We start from the raw sequence: 23,658 nt of genomic DNA, 5'->3' as shown, positions 1-23,658 counted from the left end.
ACAGCACTACACTCGTCACCGTTCAAAAAAAGCCAGTAAAATCATGGCACTTCCACCCAGTCCGGGCGAATTGGGCGCCACGATATATTTATCGAACGTTAATTTATAGCACTAAGCTGAGACTTTTCCAACTGGTCTCGATAAGTTGCCAAGAACCCCTTGAATTCCTCTACTTCGTCGACACGATCAGAAAGCGTGCGATAGTCGATCAAGCCCTGCGTCGGCGAAGATGTAATCAGGCTGAAAGCCTCGGCATAGGGGCTTTGGGCCATGACTTCGCCATAGCGCCGTTTAAGCATGTTAAGGGTGCGTTCCTGTCCGGCCATCGCCAGATTGACCGCCCAGTTAAGCATATACCGGCCACGCTCATCAGAGACGCCGTTTTCATCAAATGGTTCGTCCCCGACCAAACGCTGGAACGTCTCGGCAGCCGACATGTAGTCGCGTTTATTGCGATAATGATCGATCCGCAGCAGTTCGGCATTGCGCGAATAGTCACCTTCAAGGGATGCAACCGCCTCAGCACCACGATCCGTATCAAGCAGGGCCCGCGCCCGAAGATGTCTGCGCTGGGTGGCGAGTTCATCGGAAATTCCGGGCTCTTCCGTCTCGTCAATCGTCCGGATGGTTTCTTCGGGCTTGCTATCAAGAAGATAAACCAGCGCCAGTCGCGCCCCGACACGGGCCTTCTCGACGCCTGACAAACGGAAGTTCACCTGATGTTCGAGAAGCTCCTCGGCACGTTCGAACAGTTCGACATCGACCATCCGGTCTGCCAGACGACGAATAAGCTCATCACCCTTTTCACCCGCCGGGGTGAGTTCGCGGAACTCGTCATAGAGCGCGACCGCCTTGATCGCCGAGATATTGTTGATCTCGTCGCCAAGATAGAGGTTCTCAAAGGTCTTGTGCATCATGTCGGTTGCTTCGGTTGCCACCGGCATGTTCGGGAAGAAGATTGCCACCTGACGCAGCGTGTTGAGCCCGTCACGGAAATCCTTGTTTTCGATCTGCAGTTCGCCAATGCGTTTTAGCAGCGCCATCTCGAAGGCGTCACCGCGCCATGCAAAGCGAAGTTTCTGAAGTTGCTCAATCGCATCTTCGACCGTAAGGCGCTCCAAGCGCATCAGAAGTTCAGTCCGATCAAAGATCGCGTGTGCCCGGGCTTTGCGGTTTTCGCCTTCGGCGACCTGATCCCAGGTCGCTACCGCCTGTTCAAGTTCGCCGGCCTCCTCCTCGAAAATGCCTTTCAGATACTGGATATCCATGATCTTGCTTTCGGAAAGACCCGGGGTCACCAGCATCTTTTCGATCATATCCATCCCGGCTTCTGGGTTGCCGACAATCAACGCCTGCTCGGTCGCGATCGGTACGATGCGCGATAGCAGTTCCGGCGGGTAGTAATCAAGGATATGAACACTTTCAAGAAGGTCACGCGCGCCCTCGTTCGGACGCCCGCGTGCAGCAAGCGTCACCGCCCGCCAAAGCTGCATCTCGGGAATTTCACGCAGTCGTTCATCTTCAAGCAGCCGTTCGGCTTCTTCGTAATCCCGGTTCAGGAACTTGACCGCTGCCTTAAGCGCGCGGAACTGCAAACGTTGCGCGATCAGTGGATCATCGTGCTCCATCGCGGTGATGACGGCATCTGCTTCTGGTCCCAGACCGTTTGCCAAATAATACTGAGCCAGATCGAGGCGTGCCTTGTTACGATGCTCATCGCCACTTTCAGCAACCTTGCGGCGCAGGCCACGGATAACCTTGTTGTAGTTATCAAGTCCGCCCCGCCGCCAGTCATCAAGTTCGAAAATCAGGCCTTCGCGCCCTTCTCCGGTTCCATCTCGCACCCCCGTGGCCGACGCCAGCAAACGCGCCCCTTCGGGCGAGATGTTCAATCCGTCCTCGGCAGTGACGATCACAGCCCGGCCATCATCGCGCCCGGCGACCTGAACGCTGTCATTCATCGGCGCAACAACCACGCCCTGAACGGATGGCAGAACTTCAAATTCCGGATAGCGCAGCGCCACCTCGATGCCATAGCCGTTCTGGGTTGTTGTCGTCACGCGCAAGGTATCGCCAACTTCCGGATCTTCAATCGGAATGATCGGACCGACATCGCCCAACGGCACAATCAGCCGCGCCCTCGTCTGCTCATCAAGCTCGATTGACGGCCCCAGTTTTTCCACCGGCTGCATGATGCCCTGCTGCATCGTGACGCGCCAGTCGCCGTTATCGCTTTGCGTCGTATACAGGCCAATCCCCTCGGGGATGGTCATGCGCACAATCGTCGCATAGGGGCTTTCGATCTGTTCGACCACACCGATGATCTGGGCCGCTTGCTGACGCACGCTATCAAGATTGAGATTGGCGCGAACATCAAAGGCTAACCACAAAAATCCGGCGCGCGACCAAACAGCAGCCCCACCGGGTTGGCCGAACGGGAAATCAAGCGACAATTCCGTTGCAGTCTGATCAACGGTGACAACAAGGTCACCAATGCTTTCGCGTTCGATCGGTGCCTGCCCGTTGGTGCGAACGGTGTTTTCTGTGTTCTGTGCTGCCAGGGCAAGTGCCTCTGGCGAGTTTGGATCAAGTTCACCATCTTCTGCTGCCGGGGTATCTGCGTTTGCAGCCTCTGTCGCAGCATCTGCGGGGGCATCATCAGCCTGTCCTGTCTGCGCCGTTGCCGCGGGGGCAGCAGGTGCAGGTGGTGCAGGCGCGGCCTCTGCATCGGGCGTCTCCGCCGGGCGTGTCTGCGCGGTGGTGGTTGCCGGCGCGCGTTGCACGCCCATGATGTCGACCACAACCTTGTTACCGGATCGGAAATGCCGCAATTGCCGCGCGGGTGTGGTTTCAACAACCACATCAAGCGGATTGGTACCGTCCTGACGCACCCGCACCCCTTGTGGCAAGCGGCGCGAAATATCGGTGGCATTGATCCGCGCAGGTGCGCCAAAGGCGATGGTTTGCGATCCTTGCGCACCTTCAAGCGTGTAATCAGTGCGGTTCGGCCAATCAAAGACCAGCCGATAGAATGTCGGGTGACGACCGACACGCACATCAAGTTCGGCCAACCCAGCGCCCTCATCCGCAACTGTTTCAACAGGTGTGGTTGGAGCAGGCGTTATTTGAGGGTTCTGGTCACTTTGTGCCGGGCGGACGGGTGGTGTCGGGACAGCTGCCGGGGCCGGTTGGGCTTCGGGCTTGTCGAGAATATCAAGCACGACATTGCTGCCGACATTAAACGCGCGCACTTCAAAGTTGTCACTCAGGACAAAGGCGACAGTGCGACCATCAGGATCAAAAAACGCATCGGAGATATAACGCGAAACCGGCGTCAGAACGCCTCGCAAAGAGGCAACCAACGGCTGATCAAAACGCACGACCAATTGGTCGCCGATGATTTCGGCGGTGTAATCGACCGGTTCGTTCCATTGCAGAACAATTCGTCCATAACCGTTATGAAGCCCGGAGCGAATTATGACAGGGTCCGCTACCTGGGCAATTGCAGGACGCATTCCGCTTATGGGCAAGAACATTGCCGTGGTGGTCGCAATCACGACCGCCAGCAGGATGCGCACGGCAAGTTTCGCCATACTTACGTGCCTCCGATCCCGCTTCCCCCATGAGGCTCGATCACAATGTCGACCCGGCGCGCCATCGCAAATCGCGCCTCCTCATCCAATAGTTTGGGAAGCTGGTCGTACCTTGATGCCGCAAATCCGTAAATATTTATGTAATCTGTGTAACCGGATTGTTTTAACTCGTTGGCAACAGCCCCTGCACGCGCCAGCGAAAGTTCCCAGTTAGATGCGTATTGTCCGCGACCACTCAGCGGACGCGGATCGGTATGCCCCTGAACACCGATACGGTTACCGATGTTACGCAACCCCCCGCCAAGCACGAACAGCGCCTGCTTTGCCTTGGGTGTCATGTCCGAACTGCCCGCCACAAACAAAAGATCGCCCGGCAGGGAAATCACAAGCTTGTCTGCTTCACGCGACATGCGTGCATCACCCAGAACCGGGTTGTCATCAATGGCGTCGTCAATCACCGCACTGAGATAATCAAGGTTCATCGCCGGTTTGCGATAAACACGCGGAATGTTCATGTTCGCCATCGGCTCGTCGGTATCTTCGACCGGCGATGGTGTGATCGATTGCGACAGCGCATCCACCACCTCGTCCCAGCGGTCGATCTTGACCTTGGACATGGCAAACAGCATCACGAAAAACGTCAGCAGCAGGGAAATCAGATCCGCCAGACTAAGCATCCAGGGCGGTGGCCCCTTGTGTTCTTCCTTGCGTGGTGCGTCGTCGCTCATCCGCCACCTCCCGATGCTTGGGGTCCAAGCGGGATCGGCTGGGAAACGGCTGGCTGGCCACTGCCCGCTGCTGGCGGAATCATGAACTGCTGGGGTGCAACCGCCCCGGTCTGACCGGAACTTGCCCCGCCATTGCCATCCGATGCCGGCGGTGTCGATGTAGGCGTCGCAGACGGCGTTTCAGTGCCATTGCGCTCAATCGGCTGCGGCGGTTCCTTGGGCCCAAAATTCCAGAAGAAGCGGAATGTCACGATGAACGGATCTGCACCCGGGTCAATCCCGACGAAGAAATGGTCCTCGGGCGCCCCGGCATCAATCAGTTCGCGGGCAAATGATCCGGCCTGCGCGATCTGAAGATTGTTTTCGATCTGGATCGTGCCTTTGTCTTCGATCTGGCTGCCCATGACCATTTCCATATCATAGGAGGCATAACCCTCGTCATCGGCAAGCACTTCGGCCAGTTGACGCATGAAATCGGCCTGGCGTTCACGGATCAGAATAGAGTTGTTATCAAACAACTGATCGACATGCATGATGACTTCCATCAGCTTGCCCGGCTGAATGACCTCGACCCGGACCACCTTGATGGCGGTTTCAAAAAGGTGCCCCAGCTTGGCCTGGGTTTCCTGGGCGGAAACTGTCGGACCTTCGATGGAGGTTACGGTCTGAAGACTGGTCGTCGGGGGAAGAATGGCCGCAAATGCCGAGGACAGGCTTTCCTGCACTTCGCGGGTTTTGACCTCTTCAAAGGTCGAAATGGTATTGAGCAGAATAAAGAAGGCAAGCAGCAGAAGATAGAGCGCCAGAAACAACGCCACGGCCCCGTTCGCAGGGGGGGATGGTGGTGTTGGTCCGTCTTCCTCTATCTCCGCCATGATAACGCCACTTAGTTAAACATCGCGTCGATGTCGGCCTGCGTTACGCCTTTTCCTTCAAGCTGCGGGCCGTTCAGCAAGGCATCCTCGCCTTCGGCTTCCTTTTTCTGTCGCGGGTTGGCAGCAGCATATTTGGCAATCTCGTCGCCAAACGCCGTTACGAGCCCTTCGACACGTTCTTCGATGGATTTCAGAGCCTTGATCACCTTGGTGGTGCGCTGGCCAGTGATATCCTGGAAGTTACACGCCTCGTAAACGCGCATGGTTGCGCCCGTCACGATTTCAGCCTGTTCAGGCGGCAAGGTCGTGGCGAATTCCTCAAGCGCGTCCATGGCATCAAGGATTTCGTGGGTTGCCCCCGCCGTTGCATCAACAATCGCGTCGAGCTCGTCGGTGGCGTTGGGAATGTATTCGGCCTTGATATCGTCTGGACGGAGCGATGCGATTTCCGATTTCATCTTGCGAATGATGCCGGAAAGTTCATCAAGTTCGCCAAACAGACGTTGCTGATCTTCGGATGGCTTGTCGCCCATGAAACGCGACAGCTGATCCATCAGCTCGGACAATTGCTCGACCTTCAGGTCGTCACCGTCAAGGCGTGCCCGAAGATCATTCAACAACTGCCGGAGTTCGTCCTTGGACGCCTTAGACATAGCGGTATCGCGGGACACATGCCCCGCGCTCCTGATCAGAAATCACCAATGACAGTCTTCATCTTGCCTTTCAACGTCTCTGCGTTGAACGGCTTGACGATATAGTTGGAAACGCCTGCCTTTTTCGCCATGACAACGTTTTCGGTCTTGGCTTCTGCGGTGATCATAATGAAGGGCATATCCTTCAGTTTGGCATCTGCGCGCACTTCTTTCAGAAGCTGGAGACCAGTCATCGGCTCCATGTTCCAGTCAGAAATCACAAGGCTGAAAGGAGCCTCACGCAGCTTGCGAAGCGCCATGCTACCATCGGTCGCTTCTTCGATATTCGTAAAGTTGAGCTGCCGCAAAAGGTTACGGATGATACGCAACATGGTTTTGTAATCATCCACAATCAGGATCGGCATATTCGGATCGACGGCCATTCACAACTCCATCAGCTATCTGATCTCCCACCCTTGCCTACCATACTTCCGCATAGTGACAAGGCCCCTAATAATCGTGATGTACATATTTAATATTGGTTAATCAAGACGTTTAACCCAAGATTAAATTCGCCACCACGTTGTCTTCTCACAAAATTTTCCGCCAAAGTTCACTTTTTCCTATATGAACCGCGCGGTCAATCTATTGCACTATGCCCCTTATTGCAGCGGCAACATATTGATATCCTGCTTGTAAGCCAACTCGGATGTCAGCGCACGTGCACGGTCTGGTGTCATTTCAGACAGAACCGCCGCCGTGTTTGCTTCGCGCATGCCAAGGGCAACCTGCAAAAGGATATCCATATCAAGGTCGTTCCAGATGCGCGCGGCATCTTTCGGTTTCATTTTTTCATAGACGCTGATCAGCTTTTTGATGCGATCGTCTTCCTGCGCTTCCTTGGTTTCAACCAGACCTTCGATCGCCGATTTAAGGGATTTCATTTCCTCAATCTTGGCATCAATGCGCGCTTCGGCTGCGGCAATCAGGCTTTCACGCTCATCAAGGCGCTGTTCCTTGCGGTCCAGCTCGCCGCGACGCACCGACAGGTTCTGCAACAGGTCAATTTCTTCCTGGGTAAACAGGGTGGGATCACCGCCAAGCATCGGCGGCACATCGGAGTCACCAGTGACACCATCAATCGGCTCCCCTTCCATGGTGAGCCCTTCCGGGCTATCGAGCCCCGGATCGCCATTTTCAGGTGTCGCGGCCTGCTCTGCAGCAGGATCAGCCGCCGGTTCAGGTGCCTGGGCCTGGGCCATCTGCACCATGCTCACACCTGTCTGTTCGACAGATTCCGTTTCGGCGGAATCGTACGAAAACAGGTTGACCACCCGCATCGACAGCACCATCACGCCGACCAGCACGACCAACGGCAGAATACGCACACCTGACATTCACACACCCAAGCATGTCGGCACAAAGTGCCCATGCTCCTTCACGATTGATTTCTTTCCATTCCGACAGAACGGGGTCCTGCCCTTTAGATAAAAAGAAAACTCATAATCTCAAGGCCGGAAGCGATGCAAAAGGCACCGTTTCCGACTTCTTATCGAACCGACCGAAGTGCAGCCAGCAATTCACGCTCTGCTTCCGAACGCCCGGCATCCTCGTCCTGATCATAGGGATCAGATACATCTGCCCGGCTGCCCTGTGCGCCACCATTGCGCGCAGGTTCGTCGCGTTCATATCCGTCATCAACCGGTCCGCTTGATCCGCGTTCGATCTCACCGACCATTCTGGCTGCGAGTTCTTCGGCCCGGGTTTCAACACCGACACGGTCGCGATCATCAATTACGTCATCACGGTTCTTAGCACCCATCATGCGACCAAGACCGGCACTGGCACCACCTGCAGATTTTGCACTGTCTGCGGCAGACGAGGACGGTTGTACGTCCCCACCTGCCGTTCCGGATGTGCGGCGTGCCGAATTGGCATCGCGCGCCGCCTTTTCAAGGCGATTGGCAATGCTTTCGCCGCGATCAACCATAAAGCTGAGGTCTTCGTTCAGCGCGCCAGCCTTTTCAATATCCTCGCGCAGCTTTTCGCCAGATTGCTCAGCCATTTCCTTAAGCGCCGTGATCGAGGTTTCCGCGCGTTCATTGGCCGCATTGAAAGCGGTCAGGAAGTTCTGCATATCCTCGCGGCTACGCCGGAAGGCCGCCAGCTTGCGGTTCAGTATGATCGCATAGATGATCGTTGCCACCAGCAAAACAATCATCACAAGATCCAGATAGAACGCAAAGTCCATCAGCTATCTTCCTCGTTTATGCGCGCACGATCACGAACCTGAATGGCGATCCTGTCACCCTTGCGGCCCATCAACCCCTTAAACAACGGCACATCCCCGCAGCGAACCTCGACCGGCGAGGTCGGACCAGTATTAAGAACCAGTCGGTTACCAACTTCAAGGTTGATGACATCACCCAGTGCCATGATCTGCTCGTCAAGGACAGCCAATAGATTAACATGGGTCTGCCAAAGTTCGTTTGCGAGGTGGTTTTCCCAAATAGAGTCACGACCAAACTTCTCACCCATGAACATCTGCAGCAGAAGTTCACGAACCGGTTCGAGCGTTGCATATGGGATCAGCAGCTCAAGCCGCCCACCGCGGTCTTCCATATCGATGCGCAACTTGGCAACGATGGCGGCGTTGGCGTGACGGGCAATGGTGGCGAAACGCGGGTTGGTTTCAAGGCGCTCAAACCGGAAGGTCACCGGGCTCAGCGGGTCAAACGCCGCGGAAAGGTCACCCAGAACCACATGGATCATGCGTTCAACAAGGTTCCGTTCAATCGTCGTGTAGGGACGGCCTTCGATACGCATTGCCGCCGTACCACGTCGCCCGCCCAACAGAACGTCCACGATGGAATAAATCAGCGCTGAGTCAACTGTCAGCAGCCCGTAGTTATCCCATTCCTCTGCCTTGAAAACGCCAAGCATTGCCGGCAGCGGGATCGAGTTCAGGTAATCGCCAAAACGCAAAGACAGGATGTTATCAAGCGAGACTTCGACGTTGTCAGAGGTAAAGTTACGCAAGGACGTCGACATCATGCGCACAAGGCGGTCAAAGACGACTTCAAGCATCGGAAGTCGTTCATAGGCCACCATTGACGAGTTGATGATCGCCTGGATGCCAGACTGATCTCCGGCACCCGAACCGTCATCAAAGCCAAGCAGACTGTCAATTTCGTCCTGATTCAGAACGCGCGCAGATGTACCGCCGCCCATGGCTTCGGCCATATCATCGCCGCCGTCACCACCTTCGTCGCCATCATCATCATCGCCGAGCATAGATTCCCATTCGGCGGCCATGTCCTCGCCGCCGTCGTCTCCATCCTCGTCATCGCCGCCCGCCATGGCTTCCCATTCAGCGGCGAGAGCATCATCATCTTCATCATCAGCCATCAGCGATTGCTTCCTGAATTTGGCATTCGGGCTGCTACAAGCTTATTGTACCAGCATTTCCTTGAACAAAACGTCGTTTATTTTTGCGGGCTCTGCCGCAGCACTCACCCGGATCAAAAGTTCTTCACGCAGTCTGAACATCCCTTCGGAGCCTGAAAGATCCTCGGGACGCAGTTCACGAAGATAGACCTGAAAGTTGTCGACAATGCGCGGCATCATCTGTTCGACCTGCGGCAGCATTGCCTGATCGGCAACTTCAAGACTAACCCGGATTTTAAGGTAGCTCTGCTTTCCTCCGCCCGTATTCAGATTGACCAGAATCTCCGGCAGATCCACGAAACCGACATTTTCCGGAACACCCGGTGCATCTTCGATGGAATCTTCGGTGATGACCTCTTCGGTCTGCGCGCCACCGCCTCCGGTTAGCATGTCAATCACCGGCTGAAGCAAGCCTGTGAAATACGCTGCAGCAGCGCCACCCAGTAAAAGCAGCACAAGCAGAATGACCACGATCAGCATTTTCTTGCTGCGACCGCCACCGCCACCTTCGTCCATTTCTATTTCGTCGACGTCGTCACCCATCGCTTCGCGAATTCCTGCGGTTAAAGTTCTGTCTTCCTGATCCAGCAAACACTGTGCCGGATTAAAAGCCATAACGCTATCACGTTAAAAATCTGTTGCGTTTCCGTCCACTGGCGATTTGCGGCAGGCGGAAATTTTCGCATATTTGCGCCATATGTTTAGCCCCACGGCTTAAAACAACAGCCCGCACCATCCCAACCGGAATAAATTGCCTGATAGCGGTATCCTGTCCAACCATCCCGGCAATCCTTTTCCGGCGCTTTGTCGTTTTTGCGGCACTTTCTACCAATTCGCTTGAAAATACGCCCGGCAACAAATGCCGAACATCATTTTACCCTATTAAAATCAATTGTTTAACAAAACTGGCACGCAGATCGCATTCCTTTGGGTCAAGTTACAGTCCTGAAAGGGAAATTCGACCATGGAAAACGTTTCATATATTGCACTGTCCCGTCAAAAGACGCTGCGCAGCATGATGAATAACCTGTCGCAGAACATGGCAAACATGAATACGACCGGCTACAAAGAACAGCGCATGATGTTCACCGACTGGATTGCCAAGAACAAGGATGCGCCGTTCCGTGGTGAACGCGAAATCTCCCTGGTTCAGGACATCTCCCAGTATCGCAATACCACCGTCGGCACCATCGAACATACCGACCGTCCGCTTGATGTGGCTCTGAGCCGGCCGGACATGTTCTTTGCGATCGAAACCCCGACAGGTGTTCAATATACCCGTTCGGGCAACTTTTCACTCGATCCGGGCGGCCAACTGATCACCAATGATGGCTATCCTGTTCTCAGCGACGCCGGTCAGCCGCTGTTCTTCAACGAGGCAGACGGCCAGATCGAGATCAAGGGTGATGGCACCATATCCACCGATATTGGTCAGATTGGCAAACTGCAGGTGGTCACTGTCGAGAACGTTCAGGAAATGACCGTGACCGGCAACACCCTGTATCAGGCTCCGGAAGACGAAAACAATCAGGACCTGGTCGAACTGGTTGAAAACCCGGGCATCGTCCAGGGGGCGCTTGAAAAATCCAACGTCAACCCTATCAGCGCGATGACGCAGATGATTGACGTTCTGCGCACATACCAATCGGTCAGCCGTTCCCTTGAAAGCGAGAACGAGCGTATGCGCAACATGATCAACAAACTTGGTGACGTCCGCGCCTAAACGGCAGCGGCCCAGCAGATAACACGGAATATTCGCGCAGCATTAGCGCAATCGAAGGAGAAGACAGATGCGGTCACTTGATATCGGCGCTTTGGGCATGCAGGCACAGTCCACCAACGTGGACGTTACCTCCCACAACATCGCCAACATGACCACCACCGGCTACAAGCGTCAGCGCGCAGAATTCCAGGATCTGCTGTATCAGGATCTGCGCCGTGCAGGTTCGCCGTCCTCCGATACCGGCACCATTGTCCCGACCGGTGTTCAGGTTGGCCTTGGTGTTAAAACCGCCGCGATTGGTCGCTACATGGGTCAGGGGTCGCTGACCATGACCGAGAACGAGCTTGATATCGCCATTCAGGGCCGCGGCTACCTTCAGATTGACCTGCCAAGCGGTGAGACGGCATATAGCCGAGACGGGACGCTCAAACTTGATGCCAACGGCGCATTGGTAACCAAGGATGGCTTTGCTGTTCAACCGGGCATCACGGTTCCGAACAATGCCCGCTCGGTCACAATCAACGCCAACGGTGAAGTTTTTGCCGAGATTGATGGTCAGGTTGCCCTTCAGAACCTGGGCCAGATCCAGCTTGCGACCTTTATCAATCCGCCCGGCCTGAATGCGCTGGGCGACAACCTGTTCCTTGAAACCGAAGCATCCGGCCAGGCCAATGTCGGCGCTCCGGGCGATGTCGGCTATGGCACGGTTCAGCAGGGATATCTTGAATCCTCTAACGTCAACGTGGTTCAGGAAATCACCAACCTGATCAAGGCACAACGTGCCTATGAAATGAACTCCAAATCCATCTCGACGACGGATGAAATGATGAGCGCCGTCAGCAACCTGCGTTAATAGCAGCGTGTGAAAAGGCTTTTCGTTTGCGCAAGTCGCGGTTCGATGACACGCGAACTTGCGCAAACTGTATTTACGCGATGTATACCGTTCCGTGGTATAGTAGGCGGATGAAGATAAAGAACATAATCCTTGCGCTCGCGATATTGCCCGCACTTGCATCTCTGCCCCTTTTGTCAGAGAGCGCTCAGGCGCAATCATCGCAAGGCAGCAACCTGCCAAACAATCAGCAGACGACTTCTTCTATCTTCCTCAAACCGGATGCCTTGGTCGAAGGTCAGTATGTGACCTTGGGCGATCTGTTTTCCGGTATTGATCCCCAACAGCAAGATATTGCCGTGGCGCATGCGCCCCAGCCCGGGCGACAGACCATTCTTGATTATCGCTGGCTTTACGGCATTGCGCAGCGTCACAATATTGAATGGCGACCGCGCACCACCGCAGATCAGGTTCTGGTTACCAGGGCCAGTCAGGTTATTACCATTGATGAAATCCGCGATGCAGTCGAAGTTTCACTGGTGGATCACGGTATTCAGCGCCCGTTCACGGTCGACCTGTCGAGTGACAATTTTCAGATCCATCTCCCCGTCGATGCACGCAATAGCGTTGATATAAGTGCGCTTGAAATCAATTCACGCACCCAGCGCTTTGTCGCCAGTGTCACCACCGGCGCTCAAACGGCCCAACAGCGTACCTATCGGATCAGCGGCAAATATTACCCGCTGACAAGTGTGCCGGTATTGGTCGAACCGGTATCACGCGGATCTGTCATTCGTGCCGATCAGGTTGAATATCGCGATTTTCGATCTGAACGGGTACCGGCCGGGGCCATTCGTGACATCAATGATGTCATTGGCAAGGAAGTCACACGACCCAGCAACCCCAACGAGCCGCTGATGTTCAGGGATTTGAGCAACCCCATTCTGGTCCGGCGTGGATCACTTGTGATCATTCGTCTGGTTACAGCGAACATGTCGCTAACAGCGCGTGGCAAGGCCATGGAAGACGGATCATTGGGTGACGTCATCCGCGTCGTCAACCAGTCCAGCAACAAGACCATTCAGGTCGAAGTCGTTGCCGAAAATGAAGTCCGCGCCCTGCCCGCCATGTCACAATAATCTGCACGACGAAACTCGACACAACCCGGCAAGCTTTTCCTCTTTTACCGCCTCATAACTGGCACGGTCCTTGCGTTAATAACGGTTAGGAACCCAGGAGGAATTCATGCCCGGTAAAAATGTACAGATATCATGGCGGCGCTTCGCGCTTGTCAGCACCCTTATCGGTGCCACTGCACTGCTGTCAGGCTGCAACGCAATGAAACGACTTTCCGAAGTCGGTGAACCACCGAAGCTTTCAAGCATAGACAACCCGACCCAGTCAGAATCCTATCGCCCGGTGAGCTTGCCGATGCCTGCCCCGCAGGTCGCAGAGCGCAACCCGAATTCGCTGTGGCGTGCTGGTGCCCGATCTTTCTTCAAGGATCAGCGTGCCAACCAGGTTGGTGATATCCTCACTGTCGTCGTCGAAATGTCAGACAACGCCAATCTGTCTAACAATACTCTGCGAGCACGTACCAACACTGAAGACCTCGGCGTGCCGAACTTGTTTGGATTGGAGTCAGAACTAACAAAAGTTCTGCCAGAAGGCATTGATCCGACCAATGCGTTTAATATGTCTAGCAACACGTCAAACCGCGGCAATGGCACGCTTGATCGCACCGAGGCAATTAGCCTTCGGGTTGCGGCCATCGTTATTCAGGTTCTACCAAACGGAAACTATGTCATTCATGGTCGTCAGGAAATTCGTGTAAACAGCGAGATCCGCGAAGTTCAAATTGCCGGCGTCATTCGTGCAGCCGACATCAGCTCGGCTAACGAGGTTGACTATGACAAGATTGCTGAGGCTCGTATTTCATACGGCGGCCGCGGAACCATTTCCGATGTTCAGCAACCGCGCTATGGCAGCGAAGTTCTCGACATTATTCTGCCGTTCTAAATCGAGCGAAGCAGTGTGGTTCAATCCCGTTTTCCGGGTTCCGGTTGACCTCACGCAACGTCAGTCAAAGGCCACCTTCGGGTGGCCTTTGACGTAAATTGACAGCCCCAAAGGAAAAAGCCCGGCCAGAAGGCCGGGCTTTTTTGATTTTGGTTATCCCTAACCAGTAATCTCCCACAATGTCATGTCGTTGCATGACGTGGACCGGCCAAGCCAGATCCAAAGTATTTTTTTCCACCCGGCGCGATCAATCGTCGCGACGTGTGCGCTCCATCCGTTCGTGGCGTTCCTGGGCTTCGATGCTCAGGGTCGCAATCGGACGAGCTTCAAGTCTTTTCAAGCTGATCGGCTCGTCGGTTTCTTCACAGTAACCGTATGATCCGTCTTCAATTCGACGCAAAGCAGCATCAATTTTTGAAATAAGCTTGCGCGCCCTGTCACGAGTACGAAGTTCAAGTGCCCGGTCCGTTTCGGCCGACGCGCGGTCGGTAAGGTCCGGTTCCTGAAGCCCGCCATCCTGCAGGTTCGCTAATGTTTCCGAAGATTCGTGCAGAAGTTCTGCCCGCCAGGTCAGAAGTTTCTGCCGGAAATATTCCCGCTGACGCGGGTTCATGAACTCTTCGTCCTCAGCAGGACGATAGTCTGGTGGTAAAGTGATAGTCATGTATGCCCTCTATACAGGACTCATCGATCGCGCGGCAATATAGATGGCGCACGCCAACGGTGCAAGCCGATTGAACAAATAATTGTCAATCACCCCTCAACACCGCAGAAATCTGCGATTTTTCAGAAAATAACACTGTAAATTTAACAGTCAGATCAGGCCGGAAACTTCCAGTTTCGCCAGCTCGACCCGGGCGCGCAGATCAATCTCGTCCAGAACAGCAGTAAGTTCCGGATCATCAATCGTTTCACGCTGCTGATCAAGCAAACCAACCAGTTGCTGCAAGCGTGCAGGTGATAGCTGACCACATAGCAAACCGTCGCGCACGGCTTCCAGCTGTTCCAGCATGCTTTTGGCGCGAAGCATCGCCGTCTTTTTTGGCGAATCCAGCGCATCCCCACTTTGCTGAAGCGCAAGCAACGCATCAAGCGCACTGACAGACCCGCTACTGTGAACACCAGCCGCCCCACCTGCATCACCAGAAGAGTCGAGCGAACGCATGGCATCGGCAAAACCGCTTCCGCCAGACGTACCGGAAGATTTTTTGCGGGAAGTTGCCCCCGCTCCAGTCGCCTTGGAACCGCTAACCTTCATGATCCGTTTCCGCTCAGTTGTTGTAGACGCGTTCAATGAACATATGCAGGGCATATATTACATGCTGGCGTCAGCCATAAAAGGCATTGATGGAACACCATCAACATGACTTTCAGACGAGAGTCTCCCTCAATCGCGCTGGAGGCGCAACGGGAAAAAAATGCCGGGTTGTCTCGATTGCATCCCGAAAACTACTGCGCCCCCTCAAAAAAGGACCAGATTTCTGCGGTCCTGCGGCTCTCGTAGCTTTGTACCTGCAGAAAGCCTCAGTTGGCACGGTTTTCGCAAATAAGTTTGCAAACGCGATTAATCCGATCAATCGCCTCATTTACCGGATGCCATGCATTCAACGTAAAAGCGGAAGTAAGAGTATGATCACAGGTCTTGGCAAAATAGCACGCAATGCGCTCGCAACGCTCGCGCTGGGAATGCTTGCCCTGATGCAGCTTACCCCTGCACATGCACAATCACGTATCAAGGACATCGCCGATTTCGAGGGCGTACGTGACAACATGCTGGTTGGCTATGGTCTTGTGGTTGGCTTGAATGGTACCGGCGATGATCTGGGTGATGCAGAATTTACCCGTCAAAGCATGGTGGCGATGCTTGAACGCCTTGGCATTAACGTGCGCGACCAGATCGAAGATCTTGAATCCGATAACATCGCAGCAGTTATGGCAACCGCAACCCTGCCGCCATTTTCGCGCCAGGGATCGCGCATCGACGTCAATATCAGTGCGATTGGCACTGCCGAAAGCCTTCAGGGCGGCACACTGCTTGTCACCCCGATGGTCGGTGCCGACGGCGAAGTTTATGCGGTTGCGCAAGGGAATTTGGCGGTTGGTGGCTTCTCGGCCGGCGGTAATGCCGAAACCATCGTCAAGGGTGTCCCGACCTCGGCACGTATTGCCAATGGCGGCATTGTTGAACGCGAAATCGACTTTAACCTGAATTCAATGCAGGACATGTCGGTTGTTTTGCGCAACCCGGACTTCACCACCGCACGCCGCGTCTCCGATGCAATTAATGCCTATCTTGGCGAAGTTGCGGCCCGCGCAAGCGATCCTGGCACGGTGCGCCTGAACATCCCGGACCGCTATGACCAAAATATCGTCGCCCTTTTGACCGATATCGAACAGCTTCGTGTCGAACCAGATCAGATCGCCCGTGTCGTGATTGATGAAAACACCGGCACGATTGTTATGGGCGAAAATGTCCGCATCAACCGTGTAGCGATTGCCCAAGGCAACCTGACAATTCGTGTAACGGAAACCCCGCAGGTATCGCAGCCTTCACCGTTTGCGCAGGCGGGCACGACCCAAACGGTTGATCGAACCAACATTGAGGTTGATCAAGGCGAAGACAACCAGCTTGGTATCATGGATGGTGGTGTCAGCCTTCAGGAACTGGTGAACGGTCTTAACAGCCTTGGCGTTGGTCCGCGCGACATGATCACCATTCTTCAGGCCATCAAGACGTCTGGTGCACTTCAGGCTGAAATCGAGGTGATGTAATGATGACCGACGGATCTGCCGCAATCATGGCGCAGGCGCAGGCCAGCGCACAGTACGGCAAACAAAACAACATCGCCGCCCGGATGAACTCACTGACCGACGGGCATATCAAGACCGAAGCAGAGGCACGCAAGGCCGGCGAGGAATTTGAATCCATGTTCCTTGGCCAGATGCTCAGCCACATGTTTTCCGGGATTGAAACCAACGAAATGTTTGGCGGCGGGCATGGCGAGACGATGATGCGCTCCATGCTGGTTGATGAATACGCCAAAGAAATGACCCGTGCGGGTGGCATCGGAATTGCAGATGCCGTTACACGTGAAATCCTCAAAGTCCAGGAGGGATGAAAATGACCACCGAAGAGCTGGTTACCCAACTTAAAAGCGTCACATATGACCTTCTGTCCCTGTTGGAGCGCGAGTCAAACGAGCTGCGCAGCCTGACATCAAACGAATATGAGCAGTTCCTGTCGGAAAAATCTGCCCTGTCGATGCAGTATGAACAACTGGTTGTCAAACTGCGCAGCCGTGGCAAGGAACTTCGCGCCCTGTCCGAAGACGAACGCGAAGAACTGCGTGAACTGCAGGCCGAATTCCAGGAAGCCGCACGGCGCAACATGACGACCCTGCAGGCTGCCAAGGAAACCAACGAACGCGTGGTCCAGGCGATCGTGCGCGCGGTCAATGAAAAGTCCAAGGAAGAGTGCACGACCTATAACCGCTCGGCAACGACCAGCAAGGCTTCGCTGGGGGGGTATGGTCGTACGATAAACAAATCTGGTGGCGCCTATAGCGTCAACGAAACGCTTTAAGGGTAAAGGCAAGTATCATGTCACTTACTCAGGCACTTAATACTGCGATCTCCGGCCTTAACACGGCACAAGCCCGTATTGCGATCACGTCTTCGAACATCTCGAACGTGAATACCGAAGGCTATTCCAAGAAGATCGCCGGTCAGGAAACCCTGACACTTGACGGTATCGGTGCCGGCTCTCAGGTTGCGGACATCTATCGAAACGTCAATGAAGGCCTGGTACGTGAAATGCGCGGCGAACTGGGTAAAGCCGGTCGCGAAGAAGCCCGCTACGAATTCTTCATGCGCGTCCAGACCCTTTTTGGCACCACCCAGTCTGACGCTGCGATCAGTCAACGCATCAACAATTTGGCCGATGCCTTTGAGCAACTGGGCGTTACGCCAGATCAGAATTCTCCGCGCATCGAAGCCATCGAAAGCGCGATCCAGGTCATGGAATCATTCGAGAAGCTCTCAAGCCAGCTTCAGGATCTGCGTGATGACATTGATGATCAGATCACCGATGAAGTAAATTCGGCAAACACGTTGCTCAACCAGATTTCTGAGCTCAATAGCGGCATTATCCGTCTGAACAACCTTGGACAGCCGACCACAGAACTTGAAGATCAGCGTGATCAGAAACTGAATCAGCTTGCCAAAATTATCGACATTACGACCTTCAGCCGTAGCGACGGTTCGATCGTTGTCTATTCAGCAGCAGGCGCAAACACGCTTCTGGATCGTGCCCCCAACGAACTTACCTTTACCCAGACCGCCGGGTTTGAACCCGGCACGGGTGGTTCAGGCGTTTCGCTTGACGGTGAAGACATCACTGACACGCTGCGTACCGGGACCCTCAAGGGCCTGTTTGAGATGCGAGATTCCGAAATTCCGGCTCTGAATGATCAGATCAACGAGCTGGCAGGTGAACTGCGCGATGCCATCAATCAGGAACACAACAAAGGCACCTCCTTCCCGCCACCCGCCAACCTTTCGGGTACACGTACAGTTGACGGCAGCGACCCGCTGACCGCAACCGGGGCCTTTCGCGTTGCCGCCCTTGATCAGAATGGTGACCTTGTTGCCAGTGACAGTTGGGCTGATATTGACCTGCCGACAACACCGGCAACGGTTCAGGGCATTGTTGATGCGATTAACGCATCGGATGCAAGCGCCTATCTGACAGCATCCCTGGTTGACAATCGATTGGTCATTGAGGGCCAAGATGGCAATCGGGTCGCTATCAACGAGATGGACAGCCAGATCACGCTAAGCGATGGTCGCCAACAGGGCGCATCGCACTATTTTGGCCTGAATGATTTTATTGCGACCACCAAACGCTCGGACGCGATTACGTCTGCAGCGCAAAGCAGTTCGACCGATGCGCTCGGCGTAACGGCCAGTTCATTTACACTAACAGCAGGTACCGGCGTTCTGGCCGGTGCTGGCATCACGGTTAACTACACCGCAACAGACTCACTTGAAGACGTCCGTGACAGCATTCGTACTGCCCTTCAGGGGGCAGGCATGACAGCGGCCGCCTCAGAAGAAGCAGCCTTCATTGTCGAAGACGGTGACCGCTATCGTCTTGTTATCGAATACAATGCGAACATGACTGTCACTGACTCCGGGACGATGTCTTCAAAAATCGGTTTCACCGAAGATCGCCCTTCGCTTTCAGGGAACATGGACGTTGCAGCATCGATCAAGAATGATCCGTCCCGCATCGTGCGCGGACAGATGAACGCGGATACTTATAATACTTCGAACGCTGTCGTTGACCCGGATGCAGCGATTAACGGCATAGGCCCAACTGTTCCGCCACCGCTTAACTATACGTTGACCGTAAGTGGCAATTTTACCGACGTTAATATCAACTATGACACCAACACGTCGCTGCAGGATATTGCAGATGCGATCAACAACAGCGCCACTCTGACCGACAACAACATCACTGCTGAAGTAAAATTCGACAGTCAGCTTGGTGGGTATAAACTGCATGTGATCGACGCTGATGGCGATCCGTTCTATTTCTCTGATGACGGACTTCCAAATGCGGACGCTCTTACGACTGTTCTGGGTCTTGGCATCAATTTTGGTGTCCACGAGGGCGACAACTCTGCTGCAAACTCGATCAGTAACGCTTTCGAGCGTAGCGATATCGACTTTGAAGCAACCGACGGTTTGTCAGGCGAGCGTACATCCCTGACCGATTATGCCGCAGGTATCGTCGCAACGGCGGCGACCAAGGCCCGTGTTGCTGAAAGTTCGTTTGATTTCCAGGACAACCTTGTCGTTGACCTCAACACCCGTATCCAGAACGAGGCTGGCGTCAACCTTGATGAGGAAATGTCTGATCTGGTTGTTTTTCAGCGTGCATACACGGCAACCGCGCGGGTGATCTCCACGGTTGATGAAATGTTTGATGCATTGCTCAATGCAGTTTAAACTGCACGCTTGTAAAGTGAGGCTGTCATGGTAACTCGTGTCGCGACCTATACGAACCACACATTGCTCTCGGACCTTGCGCTCCGAAACGCATCGCGTGTAACTGACCTTCAGAACCAGGCGTCGAGCGGCTATAAGTCTCGAAACTACGCCGGTATCGCAGAAAGTACACAGCGCTTGCTCAATCTTGAGGGCGAGTATTCCCGCACGGAACAGTATCTTCGCAATACGACGCAGGGCAAATTGCGCCTGCAAAGCATGGAAACGGCTGTCGACAGCATGCTGACCATTGCGACGGAGATGAAAACGCTGCTGATTCAGGCAAGCTCCGCTCAGCAGGCCGATGATGTCAACATCCGCAATGAAGCTGATCAGGCATTGCAACAGATTGCCAATTTGCTCAATACCAACCTTGATGGACGGTACCTGTTTGCTGGTGGACGCTCCGAAGAACCGGCTGTTGATATCGAAAAGATTGGCGCACCGGACAATTATCTAAGTGATCTTGATAGAGCGTTGACGACAACGACGACCTTGGCATCACTTGGTGTCACGACTGGTCAGATCCAGATCGTCAGCACCGATATTGATGGCAATAGCTCGACCTCGACCGTCAACTATAACGCGGCAACCGACGATATTGGCGACATCATGGACGCCATTAACAACGTCACGACCAACCGCGCGATTGCAACTCTGCGCGGTCTTGGCGGTGAAGGCACGCCACTTTTGAATATCGAAAATGTCGGCAATGGCTCGATTACCATTACTGAAACCGGTGCAGGCGATTTGCTCTCCACACTTGGCATGGAGAAAATCGGTAATCCGCGTCCTGACGCAGATTACTATAGCGGTGATCATCAGATCATGGAGCTGCGTGTCGACGAGCAGTATGACGTTTCCTATGGTATTCTGGCTGATAATCCGGCATTCCAGAAACTGGTCCAGGGTCTTGGTATTGCTGCAAGCACCGAAAATCAGGATGCACTTTCGACTGCACTTGGTTTTATTAACGACGCAATTAATGACCTCCCGAACGTTCAGGGACAGATCGGCCTTGATATCGCAAATGTGGAGCGCTTCGAAGAACGCCACCAGGACTTCAAGGTTTTTGCTGCACAAGCAATCAGCGATATCGAAACCGTTGACGTTCCTCTGACACTTGCGGAACTGGGCCAATACGAGACAGCCTTGCAAGCAAGCTTTATTTCCATCTCGCGCGCCGCAGATTTATCTTTGGCTAACTATTTGCGTTGATTGTGATATAGATAGTATTGCGTCATTAACTGTTTTGTCAGGGTGATACTTTAAGTAGTATGCACGACAGAACCTTTCGACCGTCGGAGAATTGCGGGAATGGAAACCGAAAACGTCGCCGAGAATGAAACACCAGAATCCGTTGTCGTGGAAACACGCTTCGGCGACATCGAGTTCAGCTGGGATAAAGGCATTTACATGCCTGTCGGTCTTCTCGGCTTTCCGGAACACCATGTCTTCGGACTGGCAAACATCCCCAACACATCGCTCGATCAGTTCAAGCTTTATCAAAGCCTGACAGATGCAAGCCTGTCTTTCATCGTTGCGCCGTACAATATGGAAAGTGGCGTTTACGCAGAAAAGGACTTGCTGGCTGCGCAAAAAAGCTTGGCCATCGAAAGTGCGGATATGGCGATCCTTATGGTTGTCACCATTCGTAGCGCTCCCGGTGGTCAGGGCATTACGATGTCGACCAATTTGCGCGCACCCATTCTTGTTGACACTGCACGGCAGGTAGCCTGGCAGCACATCTTACCCAACGAAAAATACTCTGTGCAGCATGACCTGTAATTTTTGCCTAGTAGCTTGGCACGCGCATTGCTTTAACGTTCCGCAAGGCAATGTCGCCGAAAGATTGAATGGCCTGAGCCATTCTATCTTATCCGTGTAGGAGGAATAAAATGGCTCTTAATATTATTTCCAACTATGCAGCGAACGTCGCCCATCGAAACCTGACTGCTTCGGACACGATGGCGACGCGATCGCTTGCAAAACTTTCTTCTGGTACCCGCGTTGTTTCGGCACGTGATGATGCTGCATCCATGGCCATCGGTGCACGTCTGAATGCAACGACAGAATCTCTTAAAACCGCAACGGTTAACGTTAACCAGGCCAACTCGATGCTCCAGATTGCCGATGGTGGCATGGCAACCATTGATAACATTCTGGTCCGCATGAAAACATTGGCCGTTCAGGCCTCCTCGGGCAACCTGTCCGATACTGAACGCGGCTTCCTGAACGACGAGTTTGTTCAGCTTCGCGAAGAAATTGACCGTATCGCTTCTTCGACCAACTTCAACGGGATTCAGCTGCTCGGTGATGGTGGCGACGTTGCCCTTGATTTTGGTGATCTAGCTGCTGCCGGCTCTGGTGAAGCTCTTGTTCCAGTCAACGGTTTTGACAACTTCAACATAACTGACAACAACTACTGGGCAACTGACACCAACACGAACACAGTTACCGATAACAGTTTTGAAGTGAACATCAATTACGCCGCAGGTGATCAGGTCATCATGACCGTTACCAGCACCATTGATGGCGCAGCTGACCGTACCCAGTCGATTGATATCACCGATTACCGCACAGGCGGCACCACGGCAATCAGTGCTGGCGACAATGCCACCTTGAATTTCGATGAACTGGGTCTGACCTTTACGGTCAACACCAACTTCTCGGCCTCGGTTGCTACCGTCCGCGGTGACAACACCGGTGCATCCGACTTCGGCACCGCAACTGACTTTAATGGTAGCGGCCTTAACTCGGCGACCGGTAACATCGTCACCATGGCAGCCGATAACGGGCAGCAATTGCAGCAAACAGTCGACTTCCAGGTTGGGGCAGGAAACACCGCAAATGACCGCCTCGCCATCTCATTTACAGCAGTTGACTCTGACACGCTGGGTGGTGGTTCAGCAGGCACAGAGACGAGTATCGCCGACCTAACCGACAATGCCATTGATACTGCCGCAAACGCCCAGAGTGCGGTTGAGGTGGTTTCACGTGCAATTGACGATCTCCAGCGTTCGCGTGCCAACATCGGCACCTATCAGAACCGTTTGGATTTTGCGGCTCAGAACCTCGCCTCCACCCAGGAAAACACAGAATCCGCACGCTCCACACTGCTTGATTTGGATGTTGCCTCTGAGATGACGAACTTTACGTCAAAGCAGATTCTCGTTCAGTCGGGTGTCGCCATGCTGGCACAGGCAAACCAGATGCCGCAGAACCTGCTGCGTCTGCTACAAGGGTAAGAATTTCTCATTTTGGGGAATTTTACGAGGGCGATCTTTGGATCGCCCTCTTTTTTTATCGCGGGAATCATTCCTGCATATCATCCGAAATTTAGCGCTTCTAATCTTTGAACTATGTAATTCGTCACCCGGAAAACGATAGTAATCGTCAAACGTCTTTCAAAAAGATCAGACAAGATGTTGAAATCACCAATTAACAATCAGTTAATTTTTTTCTGGACAATACCCAACCTACGGTGCAGGTTATAATCCGACTTTCTTTGCGATCAAAGTGCTCGTAGAGAAGTTGCCGACATTTAGTCGGGAACAAATCAGCAGGCACCCCCTGCTGAAGTATCCATGTAGGAGAAAAATCTTGGCTCTTAATATTATTTCCAACTATGCAGCGAACGTTGCGCACCGTAACTTGTCGGCATCCGATGAGATGGCGACTCGTTCCCTTTCCAAACTGTCTTCTGGTACCCGTGTTGTTTCGGCCCGCGACGATGCTGCCTCCATGGCCATCGGTGC

Annotated in this window: 22 protein-coding genes and 1 pseudogene; 12 read left to right on the top strand and 11 right to left on the bottom strand. The window is 53.8% G+C overall.

The window, feature by feature from the left end:
* Positions 1–98: 98 nt before the first annotated feature.
* The 9 genes from HED22_RS14160 to HED22_RS14120 all read right to left on the bottom strand — a co-directional run bounded on the left by HED22_RS14160 (position 99) and on the right by HED22_RS14120 (position 9,890).
* Positions 99–3,593: a tetratricopeptide repeat protein gene (locus HED22_RS14160; protein ID WP_167723353.1), complete on the bottom strand. Its 3,495-nt coding sequence runs from the start codon at positions 3,591–3,593 to the stop codon at positions 99–101.
* 2 nt (positions 3,594–3,595) lie between these two features.
* Positions 3,596–4,321 carry a flagellar motor protein MotB gene (locus HED22_RS14155; RefSeq protein ID WP_167723351.1) on the bottom strand — a complete coding sequence of 242 codons (726 nt, stop codon included), beginning with the start codon at positions 4,319–4,321 and terminating at the stop codon, positions 3,596–3,598.
* Complete coding sequence (locus HED22_RS14150; protein WP_254870062.1) at positions 4,318–5,196, bottom strand: flagellar motor protein MotB; 879 nt, start codon at positions 5,194–5,196, stop codon at positions 4,318–4,320. Before HED22_RS14150 ends, HED22_RS14155 begins: the two co-directional genes overlap by 4 nt.
* Before the next feature lie 11 nt (positions 5,197–5,207).
* The gene (locus HED22_RS14145) at positions 5,208–5,849 is read right to left on the bottom strand and encodes a protein phosphatase CheZ (protein ID WP_062955478.1); all 642 of its coding nucleotides are present in this window, start codon (positions 5,847–5,849) and stop codon (positions 5,208–5,210) included.
* Positions 5,850–5,884: 35 nt separating this feature from the next.
* Positions 5,885–6,271 carry a response regulator gene (locus HED22_RS14140; RefSeq protein ID WP_008890394.1) on the bottom strand — a complete coding sequence of 129 codons (387 nt, stop codon included), beginning with the start codon at positions 6,269–6,271 and terminating at the stop codon, positions 5,885–5,887.
* A 219-nt stretch (positions 6,272–6,490) separates the two neighbouring features.
* Complete coding sequence (locus tag HED22_RS14135; protein ID WP_167723350.1) at positions 6,491–7,225, bottom strand: MotE family protein; 735 nt, start codon at positions 7,223–7,225, stop codon at positions 6,491–6,493.
* Between the two features lie 152 nt (positions 7,226–7,377).
* Positions 7,378–8,079: a DUF6468 domain-containing protein gene (locus tag HED22_RS14130; RefSeq protein ID WP_167723348.1), complete on the bottom strand. Its 702-nt coding sequence runs from the start codon at positions 8,077–8,079 to the stop codon at positions 7,378–7,380.
* Positions 8,079–9,236, bottom strand: coding sequence for a flagellar motor switch protein FliM (gene fliM, locus HED22_RS14125; RefSeq protein WP_167723345.1), 1,158 nt, complete (start codon positions 9,234–9,236; stop codon positions 8,079–8,081). Before fliM ends, HED22_RS14130 begins: the two co-directional genes overlap by 1 nt.
* Positions 9,237–9,278: 42 nt before the next feature.
* A complete protein-coding gene (locus HED22_RS14120; RefSeq protein WP_368484508.1) occupies positions 9,279–9,890 on the bottom strand; it encodes a flagellar basal body-associated FliL family protein in 612 nt (203 codons plus the stop codon).
* A 349-nt stretch (positions 9,891–10,239) separates the two neighbouring features.
* Here HED22_RS14120 and HED22_RS14115 point away from each other — a divergent pair, with 349 nt between their 5' ends.
* The 4 genes from HED22_RS14115 (at position 10,240) to flgH (ending at position 13,849) form a co-directional block, all read left to right on the top strand.
* Complete coding sequence (locus tag HED22_RS14115) at positions 10,240–10,998, top strand: flagellar hook-basal body complex protein (RefSeq protein ID WP_167723343.1); 759 nt, start codon at positions 10,240–10,242, stop codon at positions 10,996–10,998.
* A 67-nt stretch (positions 10,999–11,065) separates the two neighbouring features.
* The gene (gene flgG, locus HED22_RS14110; RefSeq protein WP_167723341.1) at positions 11,066–11,851 is read left to right on the top strand and encodes a flagellar basal-body rod protein FlgG; all 786 of its coding nucleotides are present in this window, start codon (positions 11,066–11,068) and stop codon (positions 11,849–11,851) included.
* A gap of 173 nt (positions 11,852–12,024) precedes the next feature.
* The gene (flgA, locus tag HED22_RS14105; RefSeq protein ID WP_167723339.1) at positions 12,025–12,969 is read left to right on the top strand and encodes a flagellar basal body P-ring formation chaperone FlgA; all 945 of its coding nucleotides are present in this window, start codon (positions 12,025–12,027) and stop codon (positions 12,967–12,969) included.
* A gap of 106 nt (positions 12,970–13,075) precedes the next feature.
* On the top strand, positions 13,076–13,849 hold the full coding sequence (gene flgH / locus HED22_RS14100; protein WP_167723337.1) for a flagellar basal body L-ring protein FlgH: 774 nt from the start codon (positions 13,076–13,078) through the stop codon (positions 13,847–13,849).
* Positions 13,850–14,096: 247 nt separating this feature from the next.
* Here flgH and dksA read toward each other — a convergent pair whose 3' ends face one another.
* On the bottom strand, positions 14,097–14,513 hold the full coding sequence (dksA, locus tag HED22_RS14095; RefSeq protein WP_008890403.1) for an RNA polymerase-binding protein DksA: 417 nt from the start codon (positions 14,511–14,513) through the stop codon (positions 14,097–14,099).
* Between the two features lie 150 nt (positions 14,514–14,663).
* Positions 14,664–15,107, bottom strand: coding sequence for a flagellar assembly protein FliX (locus HED22_RS14090; protein WP_167723335.1), 444 nt, complete (start codon positions 15,105–15,107; stop codon positions 14,664–14,666).
* A gap of 371 nt (positions 15,108–15,478) precedes the next feature.
* Between HED22_RS14090 and HED22_RS14085 the strand changes: the two genes are divergently transcribed.
* The 8 genes and pseudogenes from HED22_RS14085 to HED22_RS19810 all read left to right on the top strand — a co-directional run.
* Positions 15,479–16,621, top strand: a complete 1,143-nt coding sequence (locus HED22_RS14085; protein ID WP_167723333.1) for a flagellar basal body P-ring protein FlgI — start codon at positions 15,479–15,481, stop codon at positions 16,619–16,621.
* A 2-nt stretch (positions 16,622–16,623) separates the two neighbouring features.
* Complete coding sequence (locus HED22_RS14080) at positions 16,624–16,968, top strand: rod-binding protein (RefSeq protein WP_254870061.1); 345 nt, start codon at positions 16,624–16,626, stop codon at positions 16,966–16,968.
* A 2-nt stretch (positions 16,969–16,970) separates the two neighbouring features.
* Positions 16,971–17,432, top strand: coding sequence for a hypothetical protein (locus HED22_RS14075; protein WP_167723329.1), 462 nt, complete (start codon positions 16,971–16,973; stop codon positions 17,430–17,432).
* A gap of 17 nt (positions 17,433–17,449) precedes the next feature.
* Positions 17,450–19,861, top strand: a complete 2,412-nt coding sequence (gene flgK / locus HED22_RS14070; RefSeq protein WP_167723327.1) for a flagellar hook-associated protein FlgK — start codon at positions 17,450–17,452, stop codon at positions 19,859–19,861.
* A gap of 27 nt (positions 19,862–19,888) precedes the next feature.
* The gene (locus HED22_RS14065) at positions 19,889–21,118 is read left to right on the top strand and encodes a flagellin (RefSeq protein WP_167723325.1); all 1,230 of its coding nucleotides are present in this window, start codon (positions 19,889–19,891) and stop codon (positions 21,116–21,118) included.
* 99 nt (positions 21,119–21,217) lie between these two features.
* Positions 21,218–21,688: a flagellar assembly protein FliW gene (gene fliW, locus HED22_RS14060; protein WP_167723323.1), complete on the top strand. Its 471-nt coding sequence runs from the start codon at positions 21,218–21,220 to the stop codon at positions 21,686–21,688.
* Positions 21,689–21,798: 110 nt separating this feature from the next.
* Positions 21,799–23,148 carry a flagellin gene (locus HED22_RS14055; protein ID WP_167723321.1) on the top strand — a complete coding sequence of 450 codons (1,350 nt, stop codon included), beginning with the start codon at positions 21,799–21,801 and terminating at the stop codon, positions 23,146–23,148.
* A 271-nt stretch (positions 23,149–23,419) separates the two neighbouring features.
* A pseudogene (locus HED22_RS19810) lies at positions 23,420–23,658 on the top strand (hypothetical protein); the annotation flags it as partial.

Origin of the sequence: Thalassospira sp. HF15 (assembly GCF_011806525.1) — a bacterium.
GTDB lineage: Bacteria > Pseudomonadota > Alphaproteobacteria > Rhodospirillales > Thalassospiraceae > Thalassospira.
The sequence above is the reverse complement of the archived record's forward strand: the minus strand, read 5'-3'. Positions and strand labels throughout refer to the sequence as shown.

Bases quoted from the DNA above. Each gene is read 5' to 3' on its own strand.
- HED22_RS14135 (WP_167723350.1), bottom strand. From the start codon at position 7,225: ATGTCAGGTGTGCGTATTCTGCCGTTGGTCGTGCTGGTCGGCGTGATG.
- flgH (WP_167723337.1), top strand. From the start codon at position 13,076: ATGCCCGGTAAAAATGTACAGATATCATGGCGGCGCTTCGCGCTTGTC.
- HED22_RS14140 (WP_008890394.1), bottom strand. From the start codon at position 6,271: ATGGCCGTCGATCCGAATATGCCGATCCTGATTGTGGATGATTACAAA.
- HED22_RS14065 (WP_167723325.1), top strand. From the start codon at position 19,889: ATGGTAACTCGTGTCGCGACCTATACGAACCACACATTGCTCTCGGAC.
- HED22_RS14085 (WP_167723333.1), top strand. From the start codon at position 15,479: ATGATCACAGGTCTTGGCAAAATAGCACGCAATGCGCTCGCAACGCTC.
- HED22_RS14055 (WP_167723321.1), top strand. From the start codon at position 21,799: ATGGCTCTTAATATTATTTCCAACTATGCAGCGAACGTCGCCCATCGA.
- dksA (WP_008890403.1), bottom strand. From the start codon at position 14,513: ATGACTATCACTTTACCACCAGACTATCGTCCTGCTGAGGACGAAGAG.
- fliM (WP_167723345.1), bottom strand. From the start codon at position 9,236: ATGGCTGATGATGAAGATGATGATGCTCTCGCCGCTGAATGGGAAGCC.
- flgK (WP_167723327.1), top strand. From the start codon at position 17,450: ATGTCACTTACTCAGGCACTTAATACTGCGATCTCCGGCCTTAACACG.
- HED22_RS14130 (WP_167723348.1), bottom strand. From the start codon at position 8,079: ATGGACTTTGCGTTCTATCTGGATCTTGTGATGATTGTTTTGCTGGTG.
- HED22_RS14075 (WP_167723329.1), top strand. From the start codon at position 16,971: ATGACCACCGAAGAGCTGGTTACCCAACTTAAAAGCGTCACATATGAC.
- fliW (WP_167723323.1), top strand. From the start codon at position 21,218: ATGGAAACCGAAAACGTCGCCGAGAATGAAACACCAGAATCCGTTGTC.
- HED22_RS14145 (WP_062955478.1), bottom strand. From the start codon at position 5,849: ATGTCTAAGGCGTCCAAGGACGAACTCCGGCAGTTGTTGAATGATCTT.
- HED22_RS14160 (WP_167723353.1), bottom strand. From the start codon at position 3,593: ATGGCGAAACTTGCCGTGCGCATCCTGCTGGCGGTCGTGATTGCGACC.
- HED22_RS14115 (WP_167723343.1), top strand. From the start codon at position 10,240: ATGGAAAACGTTTCATATATTGCACTGTCCCGTCAAAAGACGCTGCGC.
- HED22_RS14150 (WP_254870062.1), bottom strand. From the start codon at position 5,196: ATGGCGGAGATAGAGGAAGACGGACCAACACCACCATCCCCCCCTGCG.
- HED22_RS14080 (WP_254870061.1), top strand. From the start codon at position 16,624: ATGACCGACGGATCTGCCGCAATCATGGCGCAGGCGCAGGCCAGCGCA.
- HED22_RS14090 (WP_167723335.1), bottom strand. From the start codon at position 15,107: ATGAAGGTTAGCGGTTCCAAGGCGACTGGAGCGGGGGCAACTTCCCGC.
- HED22_RS14155 (WP_167723351.1), bottom strand. From the start codon at position 4,321: ATGAGCGACGACGCACCACGCAAGGAAGAACACAAGGGGCCACCGCCC.
- HED22_RS14120 (WP_368484508.1), bottom strand. From the start codon at position 9,890: ATGGCTTTTAATCCGGCACAGTGTTTGCTGGATCAGGAAGACAGAACT.
- flgG (WP_167723341.1), top strand. From the start codon at position 11,066: ATGCGGTCACTTGATATCGGCGCTTTGGGCATGCAGGCACAGTCCACC.